Source organism: Kitasatospora sp. NPDC056273 (assembly GCF_042268845.1).
Classification (GTDB): domain Bacteria; phylum Actinomycetota; class Actinomycetes; order Streptomycetales; family Streptomycetaceae; genus Kitasatospora.
In genome coordinates, this window is sequence record NZ_JBHJSJ010000002.1 from 232,355 (window position 1) to 253,345 (window position 20,991).

At 71.1% G+C, this 20,991-nt stretch carries 21 protein-coding genes; 14 read left to right on the plus strand and 7 right to left on the minus strand.

Annotation, left to right across the window (positions count from 1 at the left end; genetic code table 11):
* Positions 1-927: an ABC transporter ATP-binding protein gene (locus ACFCY1_RS02585; protein WP_049650591.1), complete on the minus strand. Its 927-nt coding sequence runs from the start codon at positions 925-927 to the stop codon at positions 1-3.
* Positions 928-1,081: 154 nt separating this feature from the next.
* On the opposite strand from ACFCY1_RS02585, the gene ACFCY1_RS02590 reads away from it, so the two are divergent.
* The 8 genes from ACFCY1_RS02590 to ACFCY1_RS02625 are packed head-to-tail and all read left to right on the plus strand — an operon-like array spanning position 1,082 to position 7,877.
* Positions 1,082-1,906 (plus strand): metalloregulator ArsR/SmtB family transcription factor, encoded by an 825-nt coding sequence (locus ACFCY1_RS02590; protein WP_259316761.1) that lies wholly within the window; start codon positions 1,082-1,084, stop codon positions 1,904-1,906.
* A gap of 50 nt (positions 1,907-1,956) precedes the next feature.
* The gene (gene sufB / locus ACFCY1_RS02595; protein ID WP_049650590.1) at positions 1,957-3,372 is read left to right on the plus strand and encodes a Fe-S cluster assembly protein SufB; all 1,416 of its coding nucleotides are present in this window, start codon (positions 1,957-1,959) and stop codon (positions 3,370-3,372) included.
* A gap of 54 nt (positions 3,373-3,426) precedes the next feature.
* Positions 3,427-4,656 carry a Fe-S cluster assembly protein SufD gene (gene sufD / locus ACFCY1_RS02600; RefSeq protein WP_375873243.1) on the plus strand — a complete coding sequence of 410 codons (1,230 nt, stop codon included), beginning with the start codon at positions 3,427-3,429 and terminating at the stop codon, positions 4,654-4,656.
* 5 nt (positions 4,657-4,661) lie between these two features.
* Positions 4,662-4,979, plus strand: a complete 318-nt coding sequence (locus ACFCY1_RS02605; RefSeq protein WP_049650588.1) for a bifunctional 3-phenylpropionate/cinnamic acid dioxygenase ferredoxin subunit — start codon at positions 4,662-4,664, stop codon at positions 4,977-4,979.
* A gap of 6 nt (positions 4,980-4,985) precedes the next feature.
* Entirely contained in the window at positions 4,986-5,750 is a 765-nt protein-coding gene (sufC, locus tag ACFCY1_RS02610; protein ID WP_049650587.1) for a Fe-S cluster assembly ATPase SufC, read from the plus strand.
* Positions 5,747-7,006: a cysteine desulfurase gene (locus tag ACFCY1_RS02615; RefSeq protein ID WP_049650586.1), complete on the plus strand. Its 1,260-nt coding sequence runs from the start codon at positions 5,747-5,749 to the stop codon at positions 7,004-7,006. The genes sufC and ACFCY1_RS02615 overlap by 4 nt, the downstream gene beginning before the upstream one ends.
* 19 nt (positions 7,007-7,025) lie before the next feature.
* Complete coding sequence (gene sufU / locus ACFCY1_RS02620; protein WP_049650585.1) at positions 7,026-7,478, plus strand: Fe-S cluster assembly sulfur transfer protein SufU; 453 nt, start codon at positions 7,026-7,028, stop codon at positions 7,476-7,478.
* A gap of 21 nt (positions 7,479-7,499) precedes the next feature.
* Positions 7,500-7,877: a metal-sulfur cluster assembly factor gene (locus ACFCY1_RS02625; RefSeq protein WP_079271946.1), complete on the plus strand. Its 378-nt coding sequence runs from the start codon at positions 7,500-7,502 to the stop codon at positions 7,875-7,877.
* A gap of 238 nt (positions 7,878-8,115) precedes the next feature.
* Here the strand turns inward: ACFCY1_RS02625 and ACFCY1_RS02630 are convergent, their stop codons facing one another.
* The 4 genes from ACFCY1_RS02630 to ACFCY1_RS02645 form a co-directional block, all read right to left on the minus strand.
* The gene (locus ACFCY1_RS02630; RefSeq protein ID WP_375873244.1) at positions 8,116-8,604 is read right to left on the minus strand and encodes a hypothetical protein; all 489 of its coding nucleotides are present in this window, start codon (positions 8,602-8,604) and stop codon (positions 8,116-8,118) included.
* A 546-nt stretch (positions 8,605-9,150) separates the two neighbouring features.
* Positions 9,151-9,582, minus strand: a complete 432-nt coding sequence (locus ACFCY1_RS02635; protein ID WP_375873245.1) for an NUDIX domain-containing protein — start codon at positions 9,580-9,582, stop codon at positions 9,151-9,153.
* A gap of 160 nt (positions 9,583-9,742) precedes the next feature.
* On the minus strand, positions 9,743-10,357 hold the full coding sequence (locus ACFCY1_RS02640) for a GNAT family N-acetyltransferase (protein WP_117489977.1): 615 nt from the start codon (positions 10,355-10,357) through the stop codon (positions 9,743-9,745).
* A gap of 23 nt (positions 10,358-10,380) precedes the next feature.
* Positions 10,381-11,787, minus strand: coding sequence for a hypothetical protein (locus ACFCY1_RS02645; protein ID WP_375873246.1), 1,407 nt, complete (start codon positions 11,785-11,787; stop codon positions 10,381-10,383).
* A gap of 371 nt (positions 11,788-12,158) precedes the next feature.
* Here ACFCY1_RS02645 and ACFCY1_RS02650 point away from each other — a divergent pair, with 371 nt between their 5' ends.
* From ACFCY1_RS02650 to alaS, 6 genes are all read left to right on the plus strand, one after another.
* Complete coding sequence (locus tag ACFCY1_RS02650; RefSeq protein ID WP_375873247.1) at positions 12,159-12,992, plus strand: aspartyl/asparaginyl beta-hydroxylase domain-containing protein; 834 nt, start codon at positions 12,159-12,161, stop codon at positions 12,990-12,992.
* A gap of 36 nt (positions 12,993-13,028) precedes the next feature.
* The gene (locus ACFCY1_RS02655; protein WP_074001663.1) at positions 13,029-13,901 is read left to right on the plus strand and encodes a hypothetical protein; all 873 of its coding nucleotides are present in this window, start codon (positions 13,029-13,031) and stop codon (positions 13,899-13,901) included.
* Positions 13,898-14,497: an LOG family protein gene (locus ACFCY1_RS02660; protein WP_375873248.1), complete on the plus strand. Its 600-nt coding sequence runs from the start codon at positions 13,898-13,900 to the stop codon at positions 14,495-14,497. Before ACFCY1_RS02655 ends, ACFCY1_RS02660 begins: the two co-directional genes overlap by 4 nt.
* Positions 14,494-15,045: an orotate phosphoribosyltransferase gene (locus ACFCY1_RS02665; protein ID WP_375873249.1), complete on the plus strand. Its 552-nt coding sequence runs from the start codon at positions 14,494-14,496 to the stop codon at positions 15,043-15,045. Before ACFCY1_RS02660 ends, ACFCY1_RS02665 begins: the two co-directional genes overlap by 4 nt.
* A complete protein-coding gene (locus tag ACFCY1_RS02670; protein WP_375873250.1) occupies positions 15,042-15,710 on the plus strand; it encodes an HAD family hydrolase in 669 nt (222 codons plus the stop codon). Before ACFCY1_RS02665 ends, ACFCY1_RS02670 begins: the two co-directional genes overlap by 4 nt.
* 229 nt (positions 15,711-15,939) lie before the next feature.
* Entirely contained in the window at positions 15,940-18,600 is a 2,661-nt protein-coding gene (alaS, locus tag ACFCY1_RS02675) for an alanine--tRNA ligase (RefSeq protein ID WP_375873251.1), read from the plus strand.
* Between the two features lie 69 nt (positions 18,601-18,669).
* Here the strand turns inward: alaS and ACFCY1_RS02680 are convergent, their stop codons facing one another.
* Positions 18,670-19,131 carry a GNAT family N-acetyltransferase gene (locus ACFCY1_RS02680; protein ID WP_375873252.1) on the minus strand — a complete coding sequence of 154 codons (462 nt, stop codon included), beginning with the start codon at positions 19,129-19,131 and terminating at the stop codon, positions 18,670-18,672.
* Between the two features lie 411 nt (positions 19,132-19,542).
* A complete protein-coding gene (locus ACFCY1_RS02685; protein WP_049650576.1) occupies positions 19,543-20,877 on the minus strand; it encodes an MFS transporter in 1,335 nt (444 codons plus the stop codon).
* Positions 20,878-20,991 lie beyond the last annotated feature (114 nt).

Consider the following 20,991-nt stretch of genomic DNA (forward strand, 5'->3'; position numbering starts at 1 on the left):
TCATGAGCGGAGCTCCCGTCCGGTCAGGTCGAGGAAGACGTCCTCCAGGCTGCGGCGCTGGACGGACAGCCGTTCGGGCAGGATGCCGGAGGCCGCGCACCAGCCGGTGACGGCGGCCACCAGTTGCGGGTCGACGGGCGCCTCGACGCGGTAGTTGCCGGGGGCGGTCTCGGTGGCGGTGGCGCCCTCGGGCAGCTCCTTGAGCAGCGGGCCGAGGTCGAGGCCGGGCGGGCCGTCGAAGTGCAGCGCGCCCTCGGCGCCGCCGCGGCACAGCTCCTCGGTGGTGCCGTCGGCGATCACCTTGCCGCGGTCGACGATGGCGACCCGGTCGGCGAGCTGCTCGGCCTCGTCCATGTGGTGGGTGGTGACGACCACGGTGACGCCGTCCCGGCGCAGGTCGCGCACCAGCTCCCAGGTGGCCCGGCGGGCCTGCGGGTCGAGGCCCGCGGTGGGCTCGTCCAGGAAGACCAGCTCGGGGCGGCCGACCACGGCCATCGCCAGGGCGAGCCGCTGCTGCTGGCCGCCGGACAGCCGGCGGTAGGTGGTGCGGCCGCAGGAGCCGAGGCCGAGGCGTTCGACCAGGGCGTCCACGTCCAGCGGGTGGGCGTGCAGCTTGGCGGTGTGCCGCAGCATCTCGACGGCGCGCGCGCCCGCGTACACGCCGCCGGACTGCAACATGACGCCGATCCGGGGCCGGAGCGCGGCGCCCTGGGTGACCGGGTCGAGGCCGAGGACGCGGACGGTGCCGCCGTCCGGACGGCGGTACCCCTCGCAGGTCTCGATGGTGGTGGTCTTGCCGGCGCCGTTGGGGCCGAGGACGGCGGTGATCGCGCCGGCCGGGATGGTGAGGTCGAGGCCGTCCACCGCGAGCTTGTCGTCGTAGCGTTTGACCAGCCCGGCGATCTGGACCGCGGGTTCGGAGTGCATACCGGCGAGTGTAAGAGGGCCTGACGCGCCGGCCGGACGGCGGCTCGGTGATCGTTTTCCCAGGTCAGGTAAGGCTAACCTGCGTGACAGATGACACCGGTGAGGCCTGGGTCACGGCTTGTCCCGGCGGAAGTAATTACGCAACACTGGTGTTGTGAAAAACATGCGCGAGCACGCCCAGCAGCGGGAGGCCGAGTCGGCCTCCTCCTGTGACGTGCCCGTGACGGCGGCCGAGGTGCTGCTGGAGGGCCACCGGGCCACCCGGGACCGGGTCGCGCGGTCGATCCTGGACCACGGCCCGTCCTCCGCCGCCGACCTGGCGAACCGGCTCGGCCTCACCGCCGCCGCCGTCCGCCGCCACCTCGACGGCCTGGTCGCCACCGGTCTGGTCGAGTCCCGCGAACAGCGGGTCTACGGCAGCCGCGGCCGAGGCCGTCCGGCCAAGGTCTTCGCCCTCACCGACGCCGGCCGGGACGCCTTCTACCAGGCGTACGACCAGCTCGCCGCCGACGCGCTGCGCTGGATCGCGGACTCGGTGGGCGGCGGCAAGGCGGGCGAGGAGGCGGTCGCCGCCTTCGCCCGCGCCCGGTTCGGCAAGCAGGCCGAGAAGTACCTGGAGGCCCTGCGCCTGGCCGCCGCCGGAGAGCGCCCCGAGGCGCTGGCCCAGGCGCTCAGCGCGGACGGGTACGCTGCCACGGTGCGGCGTGTCCCGTCGGCCGCGGCCAAGGCCCCGGCGGGCGCCCAGCTCTGCCAGCACCACTGCCCGGTCGCGCACATCGCCGAGCAGTTCCCGCAGCTCTGCGAGGCGGAGACCGAGGTCTTCTCCCAGCTCCTGGGCACCCATGTGCAACGGCTGGCCACGATCGCCCACGGCGACGGGGTCTGCACCACCTATGTGCCGGCACCCGGTGCCGCATCGTCGTCCGCCCAGCCCCCGGCGGGACGCGGCTCCGATGCGATGCCGACTGCCAGTACATGAAAAATTCCGTGTCCACCGAAGATTCAGCGTCCGCGCGTTAGGAAGCTCGCATGACTGACACCGTTTCGCACCCCGAGCTCGAAGGCCTCGGCAATTACGAGTACGGCTGGGCCGACCCGGACACCGCCGGTGCCGCGGCCAAGCGCGGGCTCAGCGAGGACGTCGTCCGCGACATCTCGGCGAAGAAGAACGAGTCCGAGTGGATGCTGAACCTGCGGCTCAAGGGCCTGAAGCTGTTCGGCAAGAAGCCCATGCCGACCTGGGGCTCCGACCTCACCGGCATCGACTTCGACAACATCAAGTACTTCGTCCGCTCCACCGAGAAGCAGGCCGAGTCCTGGGAGGACCTGCCGGCGGACATCAAGGCGACCTACGACAAGCTCGGCATCCCGGAGGCGGAGAAGCAGCGCCTGGTCGCCGGCGTCGCCGCCCAGTACGAGTCCGAGGTCGTCTACCACCAGATCCGCGAGGACCTGGAGGAGCAGGGCGTCATCTTCCTGGACACCGACACCGCGCTGCGCGAGCACCCGGAGATCTTCAAGGAGTACTTCGGCACGGTGATCCCGGCCGGCGACAACAAGTTCGCCGCGCTGAACACCGCCGTGTGGTCCGGCGGCTCGTTCATCTACGTGCCGAAGGGCGTGCACGTCGACATCCCGCTGCAGGCCTACTTCCGGATCAACACCGAGAACATGGGCCAGTTCGAGCGGACGCTGATCATCGTCGACGAGGACGCCTACGTCCACTACGTCGAGGGCTGCACCGCCCCGATCTACTCCTCCGACTCGCTGCACTCGGCGGTCGTGGAGATCATCGTCAAGAAGGGCGGCCGCTGCCGCTACACGACCATCCAGAACTGGTCGAACAACGTCTACAACCTGGTCACCAAGCGTGCCGTGGCGTACGAGGGCGCGACCATGGAGTGGGTCGACGGCAACATCGGCTCCAAGGTCACCATGAAGTACCCGGCCGTCTACCTGATGGGCGAGCACGCCAAGGGCGAGACCCTCTCGATCGCCTTCGCGGGCGAGGGCCAGCACCAGGACGCCGGCGCCAAGATGGTGCACATGGCGCCGAACACCTCGTCCAACATCGTCTCCAAGTCGGTGGCGCGCGGCGGCGGCCGGACCTCCTACCGCGGTCTGATCGAGATCGGCGAGGGCTCCAAGGGCGCCAAGTCCAACGTGCTGTGCGACGCGCTGCTGGTGGACACCATCTCCCGCTCGGACACCTACCCGTACGTGGACGTCCGCGAGGACGACGTGTCCATGGGCCACGAGGCGACCGTCTCCAAGGTCAGCGAGGACCAGCTCTTCTACCTGATGAGCCGCGGCATGACCGAGTTCGAGGCGATGGCGATGATCGTCCGTGGCTTCGTCGAGCCGATCGCGCGCGAGCTGCCGATGGAGTACGCGCTGGAGCTCAACCGGCTGATCGAGCTGCAGATGGAGGGCGCGGTCGGCTGACCTCCGGCCGCCGCCGTCCACTCATTTCCGAGGAAGAGAGCACTACGAACAGCCATGGCTGAGCAGAACACCACCGGCTCCACCACCGCCGGTTCGATCGAGGTCGGCACAGCCGGCGCGGGCGCGCAGCTCGCCGGCCCCGGCACCGGCCGCGCCACCGTCCAGCAGCCGATCGACGCGCGCGTCGCGGTCAAGCCGTCCTTCGACGTGAACGACTTCCCGGTGCCCACCGGCCGCGAGGAGGACTGGCGGTTCACCCCGCTGCACCGCCTCGGCGGGCTGCACGACGGCACCGCCGCCGCTGCCGAGCGCGGCGAGGACAAGGTCGAGTTCACGCTGCCGGACGGCGTCACCGCCGAGACCGTCGGCCGGGACGACGCCCGCCTGGGCAAGGCCGGCACGCCGGTCGACCGGGTCGCCGCGCAGGCGTTCAGCGCTTTCGACCAGGCCCTGGTCGTCACCGTCCCCAAGGAGTCGGTGCTGGCCGAGCCGGTCCGGATCGACGTGCGCGGCGAGGGCGGGGTCCGCTTCGCCCACGTGGTGATCGACGTCAAGCCGTTCGCCGAGGCCGTCGTGGTGCTCAACCACGCGGGCACCGGGACCCGGGCCGCCAACGTCGAGCTGCTGGTCGGCGAGGGCGCCAAGCTCACCTTCGTCTCCGTCCAGGACTGGGACCGCGACGCCGTCCACGTCGCCCAGCACAACGCGCTGGTCGGCCGGGACGCCTCCTACAAGTCCGTGGTCGTCACCTTCGGCGGCGACCTGGTCCGGCTGCACCCGCGGGTCAACTACGCCGGCCCCGGCGGCGAGGCCGAGCTGTTCGGCCTCTACTTCGCCGACGCCGGCCAGCACCTGGAGCACCGCCTGGTCGTCGACCACGACACGCCGCACTGCCGGTCGAACGTGGCGTACAAGGGCGCGCTCCAGGGCCAGGACGCCCACGCGGTCTGGGTCGGCGACGTGCTGATCCGCGCCGCCGCGCTCGGCACCGACACCTACGAGCTCAACCGGAACCTGGTGCTCACCGACGGCGCCCGGGTCGACTCGATCCCGAACCTGGAGATCGAGACCGGCGAGATCGTCGGCGCCGGCCACGCCTCGGCGACCGGCCGCTTCGACGACGAGCAGCTGTTCTACCTGCAGGCCCGCGGCATCCCGGCCGACGAGGCCCGCCGCCTGGTGGTGCGCGGCTTCTTCGCCGAGCTGCTCCAGCAGATCGGCGTGGCCGAGGTCCAGGAGCAGCTCATGGAGAAGATCGACGCCGAGCTGGAATCGGCGGTCTGAGCCCGATGACCTTCCTCCGTGCCTGCGCGCTGAACGACCTCCAGGAGGACGTTCCCAAGCGCGTGGACCTCAACGGCGTGCCGGTCTCCGTCGTCCGCACCGACGAGGGGGTGTTCGCGATCAACGACACCTGCTCGCACGCGAACGTCTCGCTCTCCGAGGGCGAGGTCGAGGACTGCATGATCGAGTGCTGGCTGCACGGCTCCAGCTTCGACCTGCGCACCGGCAAGCCGTCCGGCCTGCCCGCCACCAAGCCGGTCGCTGTCTACCCCGTAAAGATCGAAGGGGACGATGTGCTCGTCTCCGTCAACCAGGAGTCCTGAGTACACATGGCAACCCTTGAAATCCGCGACCTGCACGTCTCCGTGGACGCCGAGAACGGCCCGCGCGAGATCCTGAAGGGCGTGGACCTGACCGTGAAGCAGGGCGAGACCCACGCCATCATGGGTCCGAACGGCTCGGGCAAGTCCACCCTCGCCTACTCGCTGGCCGGTCACCCCAAGTACACCGTCACCGGCGGCTCGGTGCTGCTCGACGGCGAGGACGTCCTGGAGATGTCCGTCGACGAGCGCGCCAAGGCCGGCGTCTTCCTGGCCATGCAGTACCCCGTCGAGGTCCCGGGCGTCTCGGTCTCCAACTTCCTGCGCACCGCCGCCACCGCCGTCCGCGGCGAGGCCCCCAAGCTGCGGCTGTGGGTGAAGGAGGTCAAGGAGGCGATGGCCGCCCTCCAGATGGACCCGGCCTTCGCCGAGCGCAACGTCAACGAGGGCTTCTCCGGCGGCGAGAAGAAGCGCCACGAGATCCTCCAGCTGGAGCTGCTCAAGCCGAAGATCGCGATCCTCGACGAGACCGACTCCGGCCTGGACGTCGACGCGCTGCGGATCGTCTCCGAGGGCATCAACCGGGTCCGCTCGACCGGCGAGGTCGGCACCCTGCTGGTGACCCACTACACCCGCATCCTGCGGTACATCAAGCCCGACTACGTCCACGTCTTCGCGGGCGGCCGCATCGTCGAGTCCGGCGGCGCCGAGCTCGCCGACAAGCTGGAGAACGAGGGCTACGAGGCGTATGTGAAGGGGGGCGCGTCCGAGTGACGCATCCGTTCGCGGGACTGCTCGACACCGACGCGATCCGCAAGGACTTCCCGGTCCTCCAGCGGGTGCTGCACGACGACAAGCCGCTGGTCTACCTGGACAACGCGGCGACCTCGCAGAAGCCGCGCCAGGTGCTGGAGGCGCTGAACGCCTACTACGAGCGGCACAACGCCAACGTCCACCGCGGCGTGCACGTGCTCGCCGAGGAGGCCACGGCGCTGTACGAGGGCGCCCGGGACAAGGTCGCGGCGTTCGTCAACGCGCCGAGCCGCAACGAGGTGATCTTCACCAAGAACGCCTCGGAGTCGCTCAACCTCGTTGCCAACATGCTGGCCTGGGCCGACGAGCCGTACCGGGTGGACGCCGACTCCGAGATCGTCATCACGGAGATGGAGCACCACTCCAACATCGTCCCGTGGCAGCTGCTGTCGCAGCGCAGCGGTGCGAAGCTCAAGTGGTTCGGGCTGACCGACGAGGGCCGGCTCGACCTGTCGAACATCGACGAGCTGATCACCGAGAAGACCAAGGTGGTCTCCTTCACCCTGGTCTCCAACCTGCTCGGCACCGTCAACCCGGTCGAGACGATCGTCCGCAAGGCCCAGTCGGTCGGCGCGCTGGTCGTCATCGACGCCTCGCAGGCCGCGCCGCACATGGTGCTCGACGTGCAGGCGCTGGAAGCCGACTTCGTCGCCTTCACCGGGCACAAGATGCTGGCCCCGACCGGCATCGGCGTGCTCTGGGGCCGCCAGGAGCTGCTGGAGGACCTTCCGCCGTTCCTCGGCGGCGGCGAGATGATCGAGACCGTCACCATGGGCTCGTCCACCTACGCCCCGGCGCCCCACAAGTTCGAGGCCGGCACCCCGCCGATCGCCCAGGCGGTCGGACTCGGCGCGGCCATCGACTACCTCCAGGGCATCGGCATGGAGAAGATCGCGGCGCACGAGCACGCGATCACCGAGTACGCCGTCGAGCGGCTGCTGGAGGTCCCCGACCTGCGGATCATCGGCCCGCGCACGGCCGTGGACCGCGGCGCCGCGATCTCCTTCACCCTCGGCGACATCCACCCGCACGACGTGGGCCAGGTGCTGGACGAGCAGGGCATCGCCGTGCGCGTCGGCCACCACTGCGCGCGGCCGGTGTGCCTGCGGTACGGAATTCCGGCGACCACGCGGGCGTCGTTCTATCTGTACTCGACGCCGGGCGAGGTCGACGCGCTGATCGACGGCCTGCACCACGTCCGGAACTTCTTCGGCTGAGGGACGGGGCAGGACGACCATGAAGCTCGACTCGATGTACCAGGACATCATCCTGGACCACTACCGCAACCCGAAGGGCAAGGGGCTGCGGGACGGCGACGCCGAGGTGCACCACGTCAACCCGACGTGTGGCGACGAGATCACCCTGCGGGTGAAGCTCGACGGTGCCAAGGTCACCGACGTCTCGTACGAGTCCCAGGGCTGTTCGATCAGCCAGGCCAGCGCCTCGGTGCTGAACGAGCTGGTGGTCGGCAAGACCGTCGGCGAGGCGCAGGCCGTCCAGGAGGCCTTCCTGGAGCTGATGCAGAGCAAGGGCCAGGGCGAGGGCGACGAGGAGGTGCTGGAGGACGCGGTCGCGTTCGCCGGCGTCTCCAAGTACCCGGCCCGGGTCAAGTGCGCCCTGCTCAGCTGGATGGCCTGGAAGGACGCCACCGCCCAGGCGCTCGCCAAGAACCCCGCCGTGAACGACTGACCCGCAGAGGAGGACAAGACCATGAGTGACGAAACCCCCTCCACTGCGGAGGAGCAGACCGGCACCGTCATCGTCGGCACCACCGCCGGCACCGTCTCGGTCGAGGACCTGACCGAGGCCCTGATGGACGTCGTCGACCCCGAACTGGGCATCGACGTCGTCAACCTGGGCCTGATCTACGGCATCCACATCGACGAGTCCGACGTGGCCACCATCGACATGACGCTCACCTCGGCGGCCTGCCCGCTGACCGACGTCATCGAGGACCAGGCCAAGACGGCCACCGACGGCCTGGTGCAGGACCTGCGCATCAACTGGGTCTGGATGCCGCCGTGGGGCCCCGACAAGATCACCCCCGACGGGCGCGACCAGCTCCGCGCCCTCGGCTTCAACGTCTGAGGCCTGCCGTACGGTACGCCGCTGCCGCGCGAACCCTTGGGGGTCGCGCGGCGGCGGCGTTTTTGCGCAAACACCCGCGCATCATCTGCTGTGCTGCACAGGTCCCCCGCCGTTCCCCACCATCCACCCCCCACCCGCCTGCCGGCGGGTGCCCGCCCCTGCCCTGCGCCGCGTGCGGCGCAGATGGAGCAGGGTGAGGTACCTGCCAGAGCCCTTCGGGCCGGTGGGACAGTGTGTCTCAGGCGGCGATGTGTGCAGGCCGACTGCCGGTCATCGCGGAGCGTAGAGCTGTTCGGACTCGGGCGGCACCTGCGGCTGCCACGTCCGCTCCCTGGCCGACCGTGAGGGCTCGGGTGGCCAGGCCGGCGCACGGGCGGCAGATGCCCGGTCGGGGCACGGGGTCGTGGCACTTGGCGCACTCGGCGTACCGGGCCGGTGGCCGTGCGGCGGGCCGGGCGGGTGGCAGCTTGTGCTCCAGGCGATAGCGGAGCACGGCGGCTGCCGAGTGCATCGGGGTGGGCAGGCCCGGAAGCAGGGCATGGGCCAGGTCGGCGGCGGTGCTGCCGCGGGCCAGCCACTGGGCGACCAGGGGAGCGAGTACGCGCGCTTCGGCCTCGCCGAGGCGCAGGCGGGGTTCCGGTCGGATCACCCGGAACAGGGTGGCCACCGCTTCGCGGACCTCTTCGGTCTCGGAATCCTCCTCCTGTCCCTTTCGACGTGAGGTCATCGGCCGGACTCGCGGGGAGGGTGGGTTCTTGCTGCCGGTCCTTTACAACAGGGCTGCCAGCAGCGCCGGTTGCCGCTCCACCGGGCGCCGGACGGGTGGCATCCGGCGCGAACCATGGTGTGTCGTACACGTGGGTCTCGGTGCGGATCGTGCCGTCCGGCATGCGGATCTTCTCGACCCGGTAGTAGCCGGCCTCGGTCAGCTCCTTCAGGGCCCTGCGGACGGCGCCGCGCCCCTGGGGGCTGGTGTCGGCCATGTGCCGGCCGTCCTCGCGCCAGCCGTCGGGCCGGGAGAGGAGGTCCGCGAGCAGGCCGCGGGCGGTGTAGCTCAACCGCCGGTACTGGAGTACGGCGTTGGGTAGCACGGTGAAGTTGCGCACGGGGGCGCTACGATGGACGCGCATCGGGAGGTTGTACTCCTGTTGCCGGACCCCGGGGTGTTCCAGCACCGCCGGGGTCGCCTGTTTTCGATTGGATTACAGAACGTATCACGGTAATTGACACTGCGTGAGACGTTTGGGATTGGTGGGTAGCTGCCGGCTTGCGGCTACCTGGTGGCCGGGAGGATCCCGCGTTCGACGGCCCCGCGCAGGACGGTGGCGAAGTCCTGGGGCAGGAGGTTGACCGCGTCGAGGGCTTCGGTGGTGAGGGGGATCTCCTCCAGGAGGTACTCGCCTCGGCCTTCCTGGCTGAACTCGGGACCGGTGCGGTCCTCGAAGCTCCACTTGTCGACGGTGGCGAGGTAGAAGTCCTGGCGCTCGTCGTCAGTTTGGATGGTGTGGAGGAGGCCGACGATCTCGGCTTCGCCGGCGATCTCCTCACGGACCTCGCGCAGCAGGGCCTCCTCGGGGCCGGCGTCGGTGGGCTCGATCTTGCCGCCGACGATCACCCAGTACGGGGCGATGCCGGGGCGGATGCGCTTGATCAGCAGCATGGTGTCGTTCGGGGTGAGGAGGACGGCGCGGACGCGGTGCTGCATGGTGGTCTCTTCCTGTTCTCGATGGTCTCGGTGTTGTGGGGTGAGAGCCTGTCGGAGCTTAGGAAGGACGGCAGCGCGGTGTTGGCCAGGCGGGTAACGCCGGCCCCGCGCGAACTCGGTGATCACCACGTTCGGTACGGCCGGCTCGGTCACCCGGGATTCACCTCCGCCGCACGGCCTCGCCGCTGGGCGGGGCGGTGGACCGGTCGAGTGCGCTCGTCGTGTCGAGCCCGCCGATCGGCGTCCACTCGTGTTCCAGGATCGAGTAGGTGATCGAGTCGCGCCAGGTGCCGCGGACGAAGACGTGGTCGCGGATGCGGCCGTCCTCGGTCATACCGGCGCGCAGGAGGGCGCGTGCGGAGGCTTCGTTGAGCGGGGAGCGGGCGGCCCAGATGCGGTGCAGGCCGAGGAGGTTGAAGCCGAGCGCGCACAGCAGGTGAACGGTCTCGGTGCCGTAGCCCTTGCCCCACGCGGCCTGGTGGAGGGCGAAGCCGACGGTGGCGGCCTGCTGCGGCTCGGTGGCCAGGCGCGCGTAGCCGATCAGCTCGTGTTCGCCGCGCCGGGTGACGGCGAGGCAGTACTCGGTTCGCGGGGTGGCGAGCGCGGAGTCGATGGAGCGGGCGGTGATCGCTTCGACCTGTTCGCGGGTGCGGGGTTCGAAGCTGAGGTGCCGGGTGGCCTCGGGGTCACCGTAGATCGCCAGGAGGTCGTCGGTGTCCTCGGGTTCGACTTCGCGCAGTGCCAGGTTGGGGCCGGTCAGACGGAGTGGGGTCATGGCCGCGGAGCCTATCCGGGGGATCACCGGACGAGGGCCGAGGTGGGTATGGCGGTGAAGGCCTCGATCTCCTGGCGCAGACCGGCCGCCGCACCGCCGTTGCGGCGGTCGTCGCCTCGCAGGGCGGCGTGGACGCGTTGGGCGCTGCTGACGATGCCGAAGTTCCGTTGTTCGACGGGGAGGTCGAGCACGGGGCGGACGGCCTCGGCGGCGCCCTCGATCTCGCCCCGGGCGATGCGGGCGAGGGCGAGGTCGGTCTGGGCGCCGGCCTGGTCGCCGAAGGCCCACTCGTCCTCCGTGGCGTCGCGGTAGGCGGAGACGGCGGCTTCGGACTGGCTCTCGCCGAGGGCCGCGTCCTCGCCGAGCTGCACGGTGGCCTCGGCGACGTAGTAGAGCTGGCGGGGCAGCGGGAAGGTCATGATGCCGCCGAAGGCGTCGAGGTCGTCGGGTTCGACGGTCGCGCGGGCCTCCTCGGCCTGCCGGATGGCGGTGCGGGTGGCCTCGCCGTTGCCGAGGAGGGAGTGGGCGCGGGCTGAGAGGCAGGCCAGCCAGACGCTGGTGGTGCCGCGGACGTCGCCGACGGTGCCCTGTCCGAGGGCGGCGTAGTCGGCGGCTTCGCCGGGGCGGCCGGCCCAGTAGGAGATCAGCGACTGGAGCGAGCGGACCCAGGCGCGCATGGCGTGGTGGTCAGCGTTGTCGGCGCAGACGAAGGCGGTGCGGGCCTGCATCATGGCGGCGCTCGGATTGCCCAGGTCGTGGCTGGCCTTGGCGAGCATGCCGGAGGTGATCCCGGCGAGCAGGTACAGCTCTCGGGCCTGCGACGGCTTGACCCGTCCGTGTTCCAGCAACTGGAAGGTGAGGTCCTGGACCTCGACCAGGTCGCCGAGCAGGGTCGGCAGTGCCAGCTTCGGGTAGGCGGCGGTCAGCCGCCGTACCTCGTCGTTGATCTGGCCCAGGGTCTCCGAGCCGATGCTGCTGCCCTCCGCCATCGCGGTGAACCGAAGTGCGCGACGAGCCGCCATCGTGACCTGCCTTTCCAATTCCGTGGTGCCCGCGTCGAAGCGGGGCTCGCTGCTGGACGGGCCACCGACAGGCAGTGCCGCTGCCTGCTCGGGTGGGAGGAGGACAGGGACCGGCCGTGGTGGCGGGACGGCGAACGAGGCGGTGGTAGCGGGCACGGATACGGGGCCGGCCGGTGCGGGCGCGAGGAGTTGGTCCACGCCGACGCCGAACATGGCCTCCAGCACCCGGCACTGGTCCGGGTAGGGGCGGGTCTTCACCGCGCCGCCGTACCAGCGCTCGAACTGCCGCTTGGAGACCGACAGACCCCGGAGCCGAGGGTCGCGCTCCTGCTCGGCGGCCGAGTTCGCCGTCGCCTCGAACCGGAGACGGAAGGTCTCGTAGACCTGCCAGTGTCGCTGAAGCGTCAAAACCCTGAGGAGTGTGGGAGTTTCAGCCACCGCGGATCATCTCCGTCCCCGTTCGTCTGTTCTGACGATAGCCATGGTCGCTCGACAGGAAACCCGTTCGAGGTCGTCCCGGTCCAGATGACGGCGGCCGTGACGGCAGTCATGACGCGTACCGACATGGTTCGCCTTTCGGGACGGCGGGACGGTGACGGCAGCCGCGTCGTATCGGTGCCGCACCCGGCGCCGCCATCCTGAACGCCACCTCGCTGTCCGTGCATCACCGACAGCGAAGCGTGAGATCAAGGGCGCTGGGATCCGCGCCCGATCGACCCCATCCAGCACCACGTGCATTCCGGTTCGCCATGCCGCGAGCCGGCAACGGGAGGGAACCGATGGACGACACCCTGACCGCTCTGGCCGGGCAGATCGCCCAGCTGGACGCCGTGGACTCCGCCCACCTGGAGCGGATGCGCCACGAAGCCCTGACCGCCCAGGCCCCCTGGAAGGCGGAGTACGGCGCCTACCAGTCCGGCGGCTGGTGGACCACCTCGCTGATGAACGCCTCCGGCGACGCCGCCGACGTGACGATCGGAGACTGCGCGGCCCGGCCTACCGACCTGCTGGGCCGGATGCCGGCCACCGCCGCGTTCCTGGCCGACCTCGGCCTGGACTTCATGTGGGTGCGGCTCGCCCGGCTGGAGGGCAACGCCTTCCTCTGGGAGCACCGCGACTACGACGAACTCGACCAGGTCGAGCGGCACCGGCTGCACGTCCCGCTGCACACCAACAGGTCCGCCTTCCTGGTCACCGGCGGCACCAAGGTGCACATGACGGGCGGGCGGATCTGGCGGCTGACGCCGACCTACGCCCACGGGGTGTGCAACCTGCTCGGCCCGGACCGGATCCACCTGATCGCCGACGTGTACGCCGACGACGCCTACCGCCACCTGGCCCGCCGTCCCGCGCTCAGCCCGATGGTCGCGGAGCCGTTGCCCGTCGCCGACCAGACGGTCCTCGCCGCGCGGCTGGAGAGCGCCCGCAACATGGCCACCCTCGGCTACACGGAGGCGGCCGAGCGGATGCTGCTGCGGCTCTTCTACACCTACGCCCTGCCGGAGGGCACGGTCTACGACCTGATCGCCGAGCTGCACACCTCCCTCGGCGACATGGAAGCCGCGACGCGCTGGGAGACCGCCAAGCGCCGCCTGCTCGCCATCCCCGCCTGATCCCAGCCCGCACCTACGCCCGGAGGGAAGAAGCGCATGCCCACCCTGCAACTGGCGGCGATCACCCAGGCCAACCGGCCCGCGCAGCTGCCGCTGCTGTCGAAGCTCGCCGACATCCTGGCCACCTCCCCGGCGGTGACCCACCTGATGGTCCGCGGGTCGCTGGCCCACGGCACCGCCGACCGCCTGTCCGACGTCGACTTCGTCGCCGGTGTCCACGACGCCCGGTTCCCGTCGTTCGTCGAGGCCCTGGACACCCTGATGCCGGTCGAGGCCGGCGCCCTGCTGCCCGGCTGGCGCGACACGATCGTCGCCGACCTCGGCGGCGTCGGGATGGTCTTCCTCGTCCCGGACGAGGGCAAGCTCCACCAGATCGACCTCTACGTCGCACCGGCCTCCCGGATCCCGCGGCTGCAGGAGACGGTCAGCACCGCCGTCCTCCTCGACCGCCGGCCCGGACCGGTCACCGCGCCGGACGTCGCGGCGGCCGAGAGCTTCGCCGCCGCCTTCCTCGCCCGGCCGCGCTCCTGCGCCGAGCTGCTGATCGAACACCTGGTGCTGGCCGTCCTCCTGCACAAGCGGATCAAGCGCGGCCAGCGGTTCGTGGCGTACGCCGAGTGGCACCGGCTGCACACGGCCACGAAGGACCTGATCAAGACCGCCCTGGCCCCCGCCTCACGGTTCTGGGGCTGGTACCAGCTGCGCGAGGAGATCGCCGTCACCCCGATCGGCCGCGCCTGCCTGGGCGACCTGGACGCCGCGATCAGCGGCCCGGCCATCCCGGAGGCGGCCGACGTCACCGAGGCGATCGAGCGGGTGCTCGCCCTGGCCGAGCGGGCCTGCCCGCAGGCGCTCGACGGCCTGCACGACGCCGTCGCCGCCTACCGCACCTACCAGGAGCTGGTGTGAACGCACTCCACCTCGCGGGCCCGGCCGCCAGCCGGGCCCGCGAGGGCCTGACCGCCGTCTTCTTCGGCGGCGTCGTCCCCGCCTCCGCCCAGGAGGAGACGCTGGCCGAGGAGATCGGCCGGTCCCTCGCCCAGGCCGGCTACCAGCTTCTGCACGGCGGCTACAACGGGCTCATGGAGGCCGCCGCCCGCGGAGCCGGAGGCCAGGGAGCCACGGTCACCGCCGTCACCCTGACCGGCAAGCACGACGAGTGGGGCGCGTTCAACCCCCACACCACCCTGTCCGTCCACCTGCCCGACCCCGGCGCCCGCCTCAACCACTACCTGGAGAACGCCGACCTGGTCGTCGCCATGGGCGGCGGAGTCGGCACCCTCCACGAGCTGACCGCCGCCCTCTACTACGCGACCACCATCCGGCCCGTGCCGGTCTGTCTCGCGGGCGCGTCGGCCCTGCGCCTGCTCGCCTTCCTGCGCGAGGAGCGGTGGCTGTACGAGACCCCGACCCGGCCGCTCGGCTTCCTCGCCACCGTCGAGTCCGCCGACGCCTTCCGCGCCCACCTGGCCTCGCTCGACACCACCTCGATCGGAGGAGCATGACCACCCGCACCCCGTCGGCCGGCCTCGCCGCCCGACTCGCCGAAACCGCGTGCGTCAACGCCCCGTTCAAGCTCGCCGACGGCGGCCGGCTCGACGCGTACTTCGACGAGTACCGGCTCGCCTCCGACCCCGCGCTCCTGCGTGACACCGCCACCGCCATGGCCGACCTCGTCCCCGACGACGCCCAGGTGCTCGCCGGCATCGAACTCGGCGGCGTCCCCCTCGTCGTGGCGCTGTCCTCCGCCACCGGCCTGCCCGCCGTCTTCGTGCGCCGCAAGCCCAAGAGCTACGGCTCGCGCCACCAGGTCGAAGGCCTTCCCATCGACGGCCGCCGCATCGTCCTGGTCGACGACGTGGTCCGCTCCGGCGGCCAACTGCTCCACATGGCACGCATCCTGCGGATGGTGGGTGGACCGGTCACCCACGCGCTCTGTGTCCTGGAGCGCCCGCTCGGCGGCCGGACGCTGCTGGCCGAGCACCGCGTCACCCTGAACTCGCTGTTCACCGAGGCCGACCTGCCGTCACCCCGGGCGGGCGGTGCCGCGTGAAGCGAGCCGTGCTCTTCGACCTCGACGGCGTCCTCGTCGACAGCCGGGACGCCCAACTCGCCACCCTGGCAGGCTATGCGACCGCCGCGCTCGGCAGGCGGGTGACCGTCGCCGATCTCCCGGCCGGCGCCGCGACCACCCCGCGCGAGTACGTCCTGTCCGACCTCGGACTGGACGGATCGATCAACGAGGAAGGCTGGGCCGCGGCGAGCGCCACGGCCACCCTGACCGCCGAGGTGTTCCCATACGTCGCCGAGACCCTCGCCGCGCTCCGCAAGGCCGGAGTCGGCACCGGCATCGTCACCTTGCGAAGCCGCGAACGGGTCAACTGGCTGCTGCCGCAGGACATCCTCGACCAGCTGGACACGGTCGTCTGCTACGAGGACGCCCAGCCCAAACCCGCCCCCGACGGCGTCCTGCTCGCCCTCGACCGGCTCGACGTCACCCCGAGAGCGGGCATCTTCGTCGGCGACACCGAGACCGACATCCACGCCGCCCACGCCGCGGGCGTCACCGCCGTCGGCGCAGGCTGGGGCTTCGCCGGCCCCGAAGCCCTCACCCGGGCCGGAGCCCACCTCGTGATGCCCCGCGCCGACCACGCCGCCTTCGTCCTGCCCCTCCTGGTCGGCATCGGCCGACAGGAGGACAACTCCAAGCGATCTTGACCCCGGAGCCGCTACTGTTGGTGGCGCAGTCGCAGCGGACCGTTGCGTCCGTTGTCGGCTGCGCCACCTCAGAGCGACGGATACCGGAGTCATGGTCTACACCGTGGGGGCGCGAGCTATCTGCGCCGAGCTGGAGAACTGAGAACCACTCAGTCCTCGTTCTCGGCCCGGCTCGGCGTGTGATCACCCCCCCACCTCTCCGCGACTCTTCCGTGAGGGCCCTACCGCCATGCGCTCGACGCAGATCCGCTCCACCTTCCTGGACTTCTTCGCCTCACGCGGCCACCGCCACGTCCCGTCCAGCCCGCTCATCCCCTCCGACCCGACCCTGCTACTGGCCAACGCCGGCATGAACCAGTTCAAGCCCTACTTCCTGGGCGAGGTCACCCCGGAGTACCCCCGCGCCACCACCATCCAGAAGTGCGCCCGCACCTCCGACATCGACAACGTCGGCCGCACCAACCGGCACGCCACGTTCTTCGAGATGATGGGCAACTTCTCCTTCGGCGACTACTTCAAGGCCGACGCCATCGCCTACGCCTGGGAACTCCTCACCCAGGGCTACAACCTGGAGAAGGACCGCCTCTGGATCACCGTCCACCAGAGCGACGACGAGGCCGAACAGCTCTGGCACAAGATCGGCGTCCCCGCCGAACGCATCCAGCGCCTCGGCGCGGACAACTTCTGGGACATGGGCGTCCCCGGCCCCTGCGGCCCCTGCTCCGAAGTCAACTACGACCGGGGCCCGGCCTTCGGACGCGAAGGCGGACCGGCCGTCGACGGCGAACGCTACGTCGAGATCTGGAACCTCGTCTTCATGCAGTCCATGCGCGGCGAGGACGACGACAACGGCACCTTCCCGATCCTCGGCGACCTCGCCCAGCAGAGCATCGACACCGGCCTCGGCCTCGACCGCCTCGCCGCGATCCTCCAGGACGTCGAGAACGTCTGCAGCACCGACCTCCTCCTGCCCACCCTGACCACCGTCCAGGAACTCGCCGGCCGTGACTACCCGGGCAGCGGTCCCGGTGGTGAGGAGAAGATCTCCTTCCAGGTCGTCTCCGAGCACGCCCGCTCCATCGCCTACCTCATCGCGGACGGCGTGCTGCCAGCCAAGGACGGCCGCGGCTACGTCCTGCGCCGCCTGATGCGCCGTGCCATCCGGCACGCCCGCATGCTCGGCATCGACCAGCCCGTCCTCGCCCCGGCCACCGCCAGCGTCATCGCCAACCTCGGCGACGTCTGGCCCGAACTCGCCGACCAGGCAAGCCTCATCGAGCAGGTCGTCACCGCCGAGGAGGAGTCCTTCACCCGCACGCTCACCCAGGGAACCCGGCTGCTCAACGCCGCCATCACCCGCAGCCGCGGCAGCCGCTCCACCACCCTCACCGGCGAGACCGTCTTCGAACTGCACGACACCTACGGCTTCCCCGTCGAGCTGACCATCGAGGCCGCCCGCGACGCCGGGCTCACCGTCGACGAGGACCGCTTCACCACCCTGCTCGCGGAACAGCAGAAGCGCGCCAAGGCCGGCGGCAAGGCCAAGACCGCCGAGGCCCTGCGCCGACAGGACGCCTACCGCGAACTGTCCTCCCGCCACGGCCGCACCGACTTCACCGGCTACGACCGCCTCGACACCGTAGCCACCGTCCTCGGCCTCATCTCCGACGGCGCCGTCGTGCCCGGCGCCGACCAGGGCAGCACGCTCGAACTGGTCCTGGACCGTAGCCCGTTCTATGCCGAGTCCGGCGGCCAGGTCGGTGACACCGGCACCATCCGCACGTCCTCCGGCGCGCTCCTGGATGTCTTGGACACCAGGCTCGGCCTGGAAGGCTTCCACGTCCACACCGTTCGCGTCCTCGAAGGCGAGATCCGCAGCGGCGAGCAGGCCGAAGCCCTCGTCGACGGCCCGCGCCGCGACGCCGTCGCCCGCTCCCACTCCGCCACCCACGTCCTGCACGCCATGCTCCACCGCACCCTCGGCGACCACGCCCGCCAGCACGGCTCCCTCGTCGACGCCGGCCGCCTGCGCTTCGACTTCGCCCACTTCTCCGCCGTCGACCCCACCCAGCTCGCCGCCATCCAGGCCCTCGTCAACGACCACCTCCTCGACGACCCCGAAGTCCGCATCTGGCACGCCACCCGCTCCGAAGCCGAGGCCGCCGGAGCCACCGCCCTCTTCGGCGAGAAGTACGGCGACCACGTCCGCATCGTCGACATCGGCGACTTCTCCCGCGAACTCTGCGGCGGCACCCACGTCCCCCACGGCGCGAACGCCGGCCCCGTCCGCATCCTCGGCGAAGCCTCCATCGGCTCCAACCTCCGCCGCATCGAAGCCCTCACCGGCCGGGACGCCCTCGCCTACCACGACACCGAACGCCGCCTCCTCGAAGAGCTGTCCGTGCTCCTCGGCACTCGCCCCCAGGACGCGCCCGAAGCCCTGCGCAAGCGCCTCGATGCCCTCACCACAGCCCAGCAGGAACTCGCCCGCCTTCGCGAGACCGAGCTCCGCACCCGCGCCCAGCACCTCGCCGCCACCGCCCGCACCGTCCCCGGCGGCCGGATCGTCACCGAGAAGGTGACCGACCTCGGCTCCGACGAACTCCGCGCACTGGCCATCAACACCGCCGACCTCCTGGGCAGCGACCACGCCGTCGTCGTCCTCGGCACCGAACGCGACGGCAAGGCCCTCCTCGCCGCCGCCATCACCCGCAGCCTCCACGACACCGGCACCCAGGCCAGCCAGCTCCTCGTTCCAGCCGCCCGCACGGTTGGTGGCGGAGCCGGCGGCAAGGGCCCCGTCGCCAGCGCTGGTGGCCGCTACGTCGGAGCGCTCGACCAAGCGCTCGCCCTCGCGGCCCAGGACGCGACCCGAGTCCTCGACCAGTAGAGCCAGGTCACCCGGCATCCGCTGCTGGCCCTCTCACCAGGGAGGCCAGCAGCGCATGCCACCTCTGTTTCAGGTTGCCAGGTCCTTCAGCAGGACCACGCTCTCGTAGTTGGTCACATCCCACCGCCACGTCCCGACGGGCACGTACCCCCGTCGGCGGTACCAGCCGACCAACTCGACGGCCTCGGCGGACGTATCGATGACAGCCACTGTGGACCCGAGCGCAACGACGCGCTCTTCCGCCAGCGCCAGCAGACGCTGCCCAAGCCCCGTTCCGCGGTACGCAGGATCCACTGCGAGTTGCCAAAACGAGCCGGCTCCCGCTGGTACCGGATATCCGGCAGGCATCGTGCACGGGGCCGCCACCGTCACCGATCCCACGAGCTTCGTGCCTCTGCATGCAACCCAGCACTCGCCCGCACCCAGCCGATGGGCTGTGTCCTGCACGGACTGGTAGGACGCGAAGAAGACCCTGCCGGCAGCCGCGTGATCAGCGTAGGCGCGATGGAGGAGGGCGGTCAGCTCTTCCACGGAGTCACCGGCAGTAAAGCGTCTCACCGTGAAACCCCTGGCCAGTGGGCCTGTCATACGTTCCATCGCTCACCGCCTCTCGTGGCCGACCAGCCTTCGGTCGCGCGGCCCTCGCACTCCTCCATCGTGGAACAAGAAGAACAAAGGGGGCCGCCGTTGTCCCACTGATCCGAAGGAGCTCTGGCAGGTTACGGCTGCTTGCTCAATCTCCGCGTGCTGTCCGGCCGGGCGGCCTGCGGCGAGGGCAGGGGCGGGCACCCGCCGGGAGGCGGGTGGGGGGTGGATGGTGGGGAACGGCGGGGGACTTGAACAGCGCAGCAGATGATGCGCGGGTGTTCACCAGGTGGTGGAAGCGCCGCTGCCCGGGACTTCTTCGGAAGTCCCGGGCAGCGGCGTTCTGTGGGTGGGCCGTCAGGCAGTGGGCTTGGGTTTGCGGGCGACGGCGATGGCGAGGGCGGTGCAGGCGAGGGCGGCGAGGGCGGCGAAGCCGCTGACGGAGGGGAGGAGGCCGTAGGTCTGGACGAGGGCGCCGAGGGCGATGATGGGGGCGGAGCTGCCGAGGTAGACGATGACCCAGAGGGCGCTCAGTTCGGAGCCGCGGCGTTCCGGGTTCATCGCGGTGACGGCGCTGGTGAACAGGGAGCGGAAGGCGACGCCCTGGGAGACGCCGCCGAGGACGCTGCCGATGAAGAGCAGTGCCGGGGTGCCGGTGTACTGGGCGGCGACGACCAGGCCGAGGCCGGTGGCCAGGCCGGTCATGCCGAGGGCGGTCACCACGCGGTCGGAGGTCGGCGGGACGAGCAGCTGGGTGGCGGCGGAGGAGCCGAGCAGGAGGGCGGCCACGATCGCGCCGACCAGCTTGGAGTCGGTGTGCAGCAGCTTGGCGGCGAAGGCCGGGGCCAGGCTGAGGTAGACGCCGAACACCGCGTAGGAGATGAAGCCGGCGGTGGCGGCGAGCAGGAACTCGCGGCGCCCGGTGCGCGGCAGCCGCAGGCGCTGGGGGCGCAGGTGGGCCGGGGTGGTGATGCGGGGCGGGGAGGCCGGCGGGCGGCTGCGGCCGGGCATCCGGGGGTGGAGGAGGGCCAGCGGCACGCAGAGCGCGAGCAGGGCGATGGCGTGCAGCAGGAAGGGGGTCAGCAGCGGGTCGGAGCCGCCGGCCAGCAGGGCGCCGACCACCGGGCCGAGGGCGACGCCGCCCGCGGAACAGGCCAGGGTGATCTTGGCGGCCAGGGTCGGGTGGTCGGGCAGCAGGTCGCCGAGGGCGGCTCCGGCGGCGCCGGTGGACAGGCCGACGGCGATGCCCTGGACGGCCCGGCCGGCGGCGAGCTGCCAGAAGCTGTCGGAGGTGGCGAACACGACGTCGCCGACGGCGGACAGCGCGACGGCGGGCAGGATCAGGGCGCGGCGGCCGAGGTGGTCGGACCAGTGGCCGACCACGGCCAGGACCGGGACCAGCGCCAGCACGTAGATCGCGAACAGGACGGTGGTGTCGAGCGCGGTGAGGTGCAGCCGCTGCTGGAGGAGCGAGTAGATCGGTGTGGCCAGGTTGGCGCCGATCAGCATCAGCAGCAGGGCGGCGGCCACCAGGCCGACGCGGACGCCGCGCAGCGCGTTCCAGCGGCTGATCGCGGCGAGCCGGAGCTGGGCGCGCGGCGCGAGCTCCGGGGGAAGCAGGGCCTCCGACAGTCGGCGTCCGTCGAGCTGCGCGGTGCGCAGGCCGGAGCCGGCGGGGGAGAGGTCCGCCATGGCAGGGGTCTCCTGTGGCCGGGCACCACCGGGGTCGGCGGGGTGTGCCGGCGCGCCCGTCCGGAGGCGCTGTGGTGGTGGCCGAGGGTACGGGCTCCCTGGTGGGGCGAGGTG

Bases quoted from the DNA above. Each gene is read 5' to 3' on its own strand.
- ACFCY1_RS02585 (WP_049650591.1), bottom strand. From the start codon at position 927: ATGCACTCCGAACCCGCGGTCCAGATCGCCGGGCTGGTCAAACGCTAC.
- sufB (WP_049650590.1), top strand. From the start codon at position 1,957: ATGACTGACACCGTTTCGCACCCCGAGCTCGAAGGCCTCGGCAATTAC.
- sufD (WP_375873243.1), top strand. From the start codon at position 3,427: ATGGCTGAGCAGAACACCACCGGCTCCACCACCGCCGGTTCGATCGAG.
- ACFCY1_RS02605 (WP_049650588.1), top strand. From the start codon at position 4,662: ATGACCTTCCTCCGTGCCTGCGCGCTGAACGACCTCCAGGAGGACGTT.
- sufC (WP_049650587.1), top strand. From the start codon at position 4,986: ATGGCAACCCTTGAAATCCGCGACCTGCACGTCTCCGTGGACGCCGAG.
- sufU (WP_049650585.1), top strand. From the start codon at position 7,026: ATGAAGCTCGACTCGATGTACCAGGACATCATCCTGGACCACTACCGC.
- ACFCY1_RS02625 (WP_079271946.1), top strand. From the start codon at position 7,500: ATGAGTGACGAAACCCCCTCCACTGCGGAGGAGCAGACCGGCACCGTC.
- ACFCY1_RS02630 (WP_375873244.1), bottom strand. From the start codon at position 8,604: ATGACCTCACGTCGAAAGGGACAGGAGGAGGATTCCGAGACCGAAGAG.
- ACFCY1_RS02635 (WP_375873245.1), bottom strand. From the start codon at position 9,582: ATGCAGCACCGCGTCCGCGCCGTCCTCCTCACCCCGAACGACACCATG.
- ACFCY1_RS02640 (WP_117489977.1), bottom strand. From the start codon at position 10,357: ATGACCCCACTCCGTCTGACCGGCCCCAACCTGGCACTGCGCGAAGTC.
- ACFCY1_RS02650 (WP_375873247.1), top strand. From the start codon at position 12,159: ATGGACGACACCCTGACCGCTCTGGCCGGGCAGATCGCCCAGCTGGAC.
- ACFCY1_RS02655 (WP_074001663.1), top strand. From the start codon at position 13,029: ATGCCCACCCTGCAACTGGCGGCGATCACCCAGGCCAACCGGCCCGCG.
- ACFCY1_RS02665 (WP_375873249.1), top strand. From the start codon at position 14,494: ATGACCACCCGCACCCCGTCGGCCGGCCTCGCCGCCCGACTCGCCGAA.
- alaS (WP_375873251.1), top strand. From the start codon at position 15,940: ATGCGCTCGACGCAGATCCGCTCCACCTTCCTGGACTTCTTCGCCTCA.
- ACFCY1_RS02685 (WP_049650576.1), bottom strand. From the start codon at position 20,877: ATGGCGGACCTCTCCCCCGCCGGCTCCGGCCTGCGCACCGCGCAGCTC.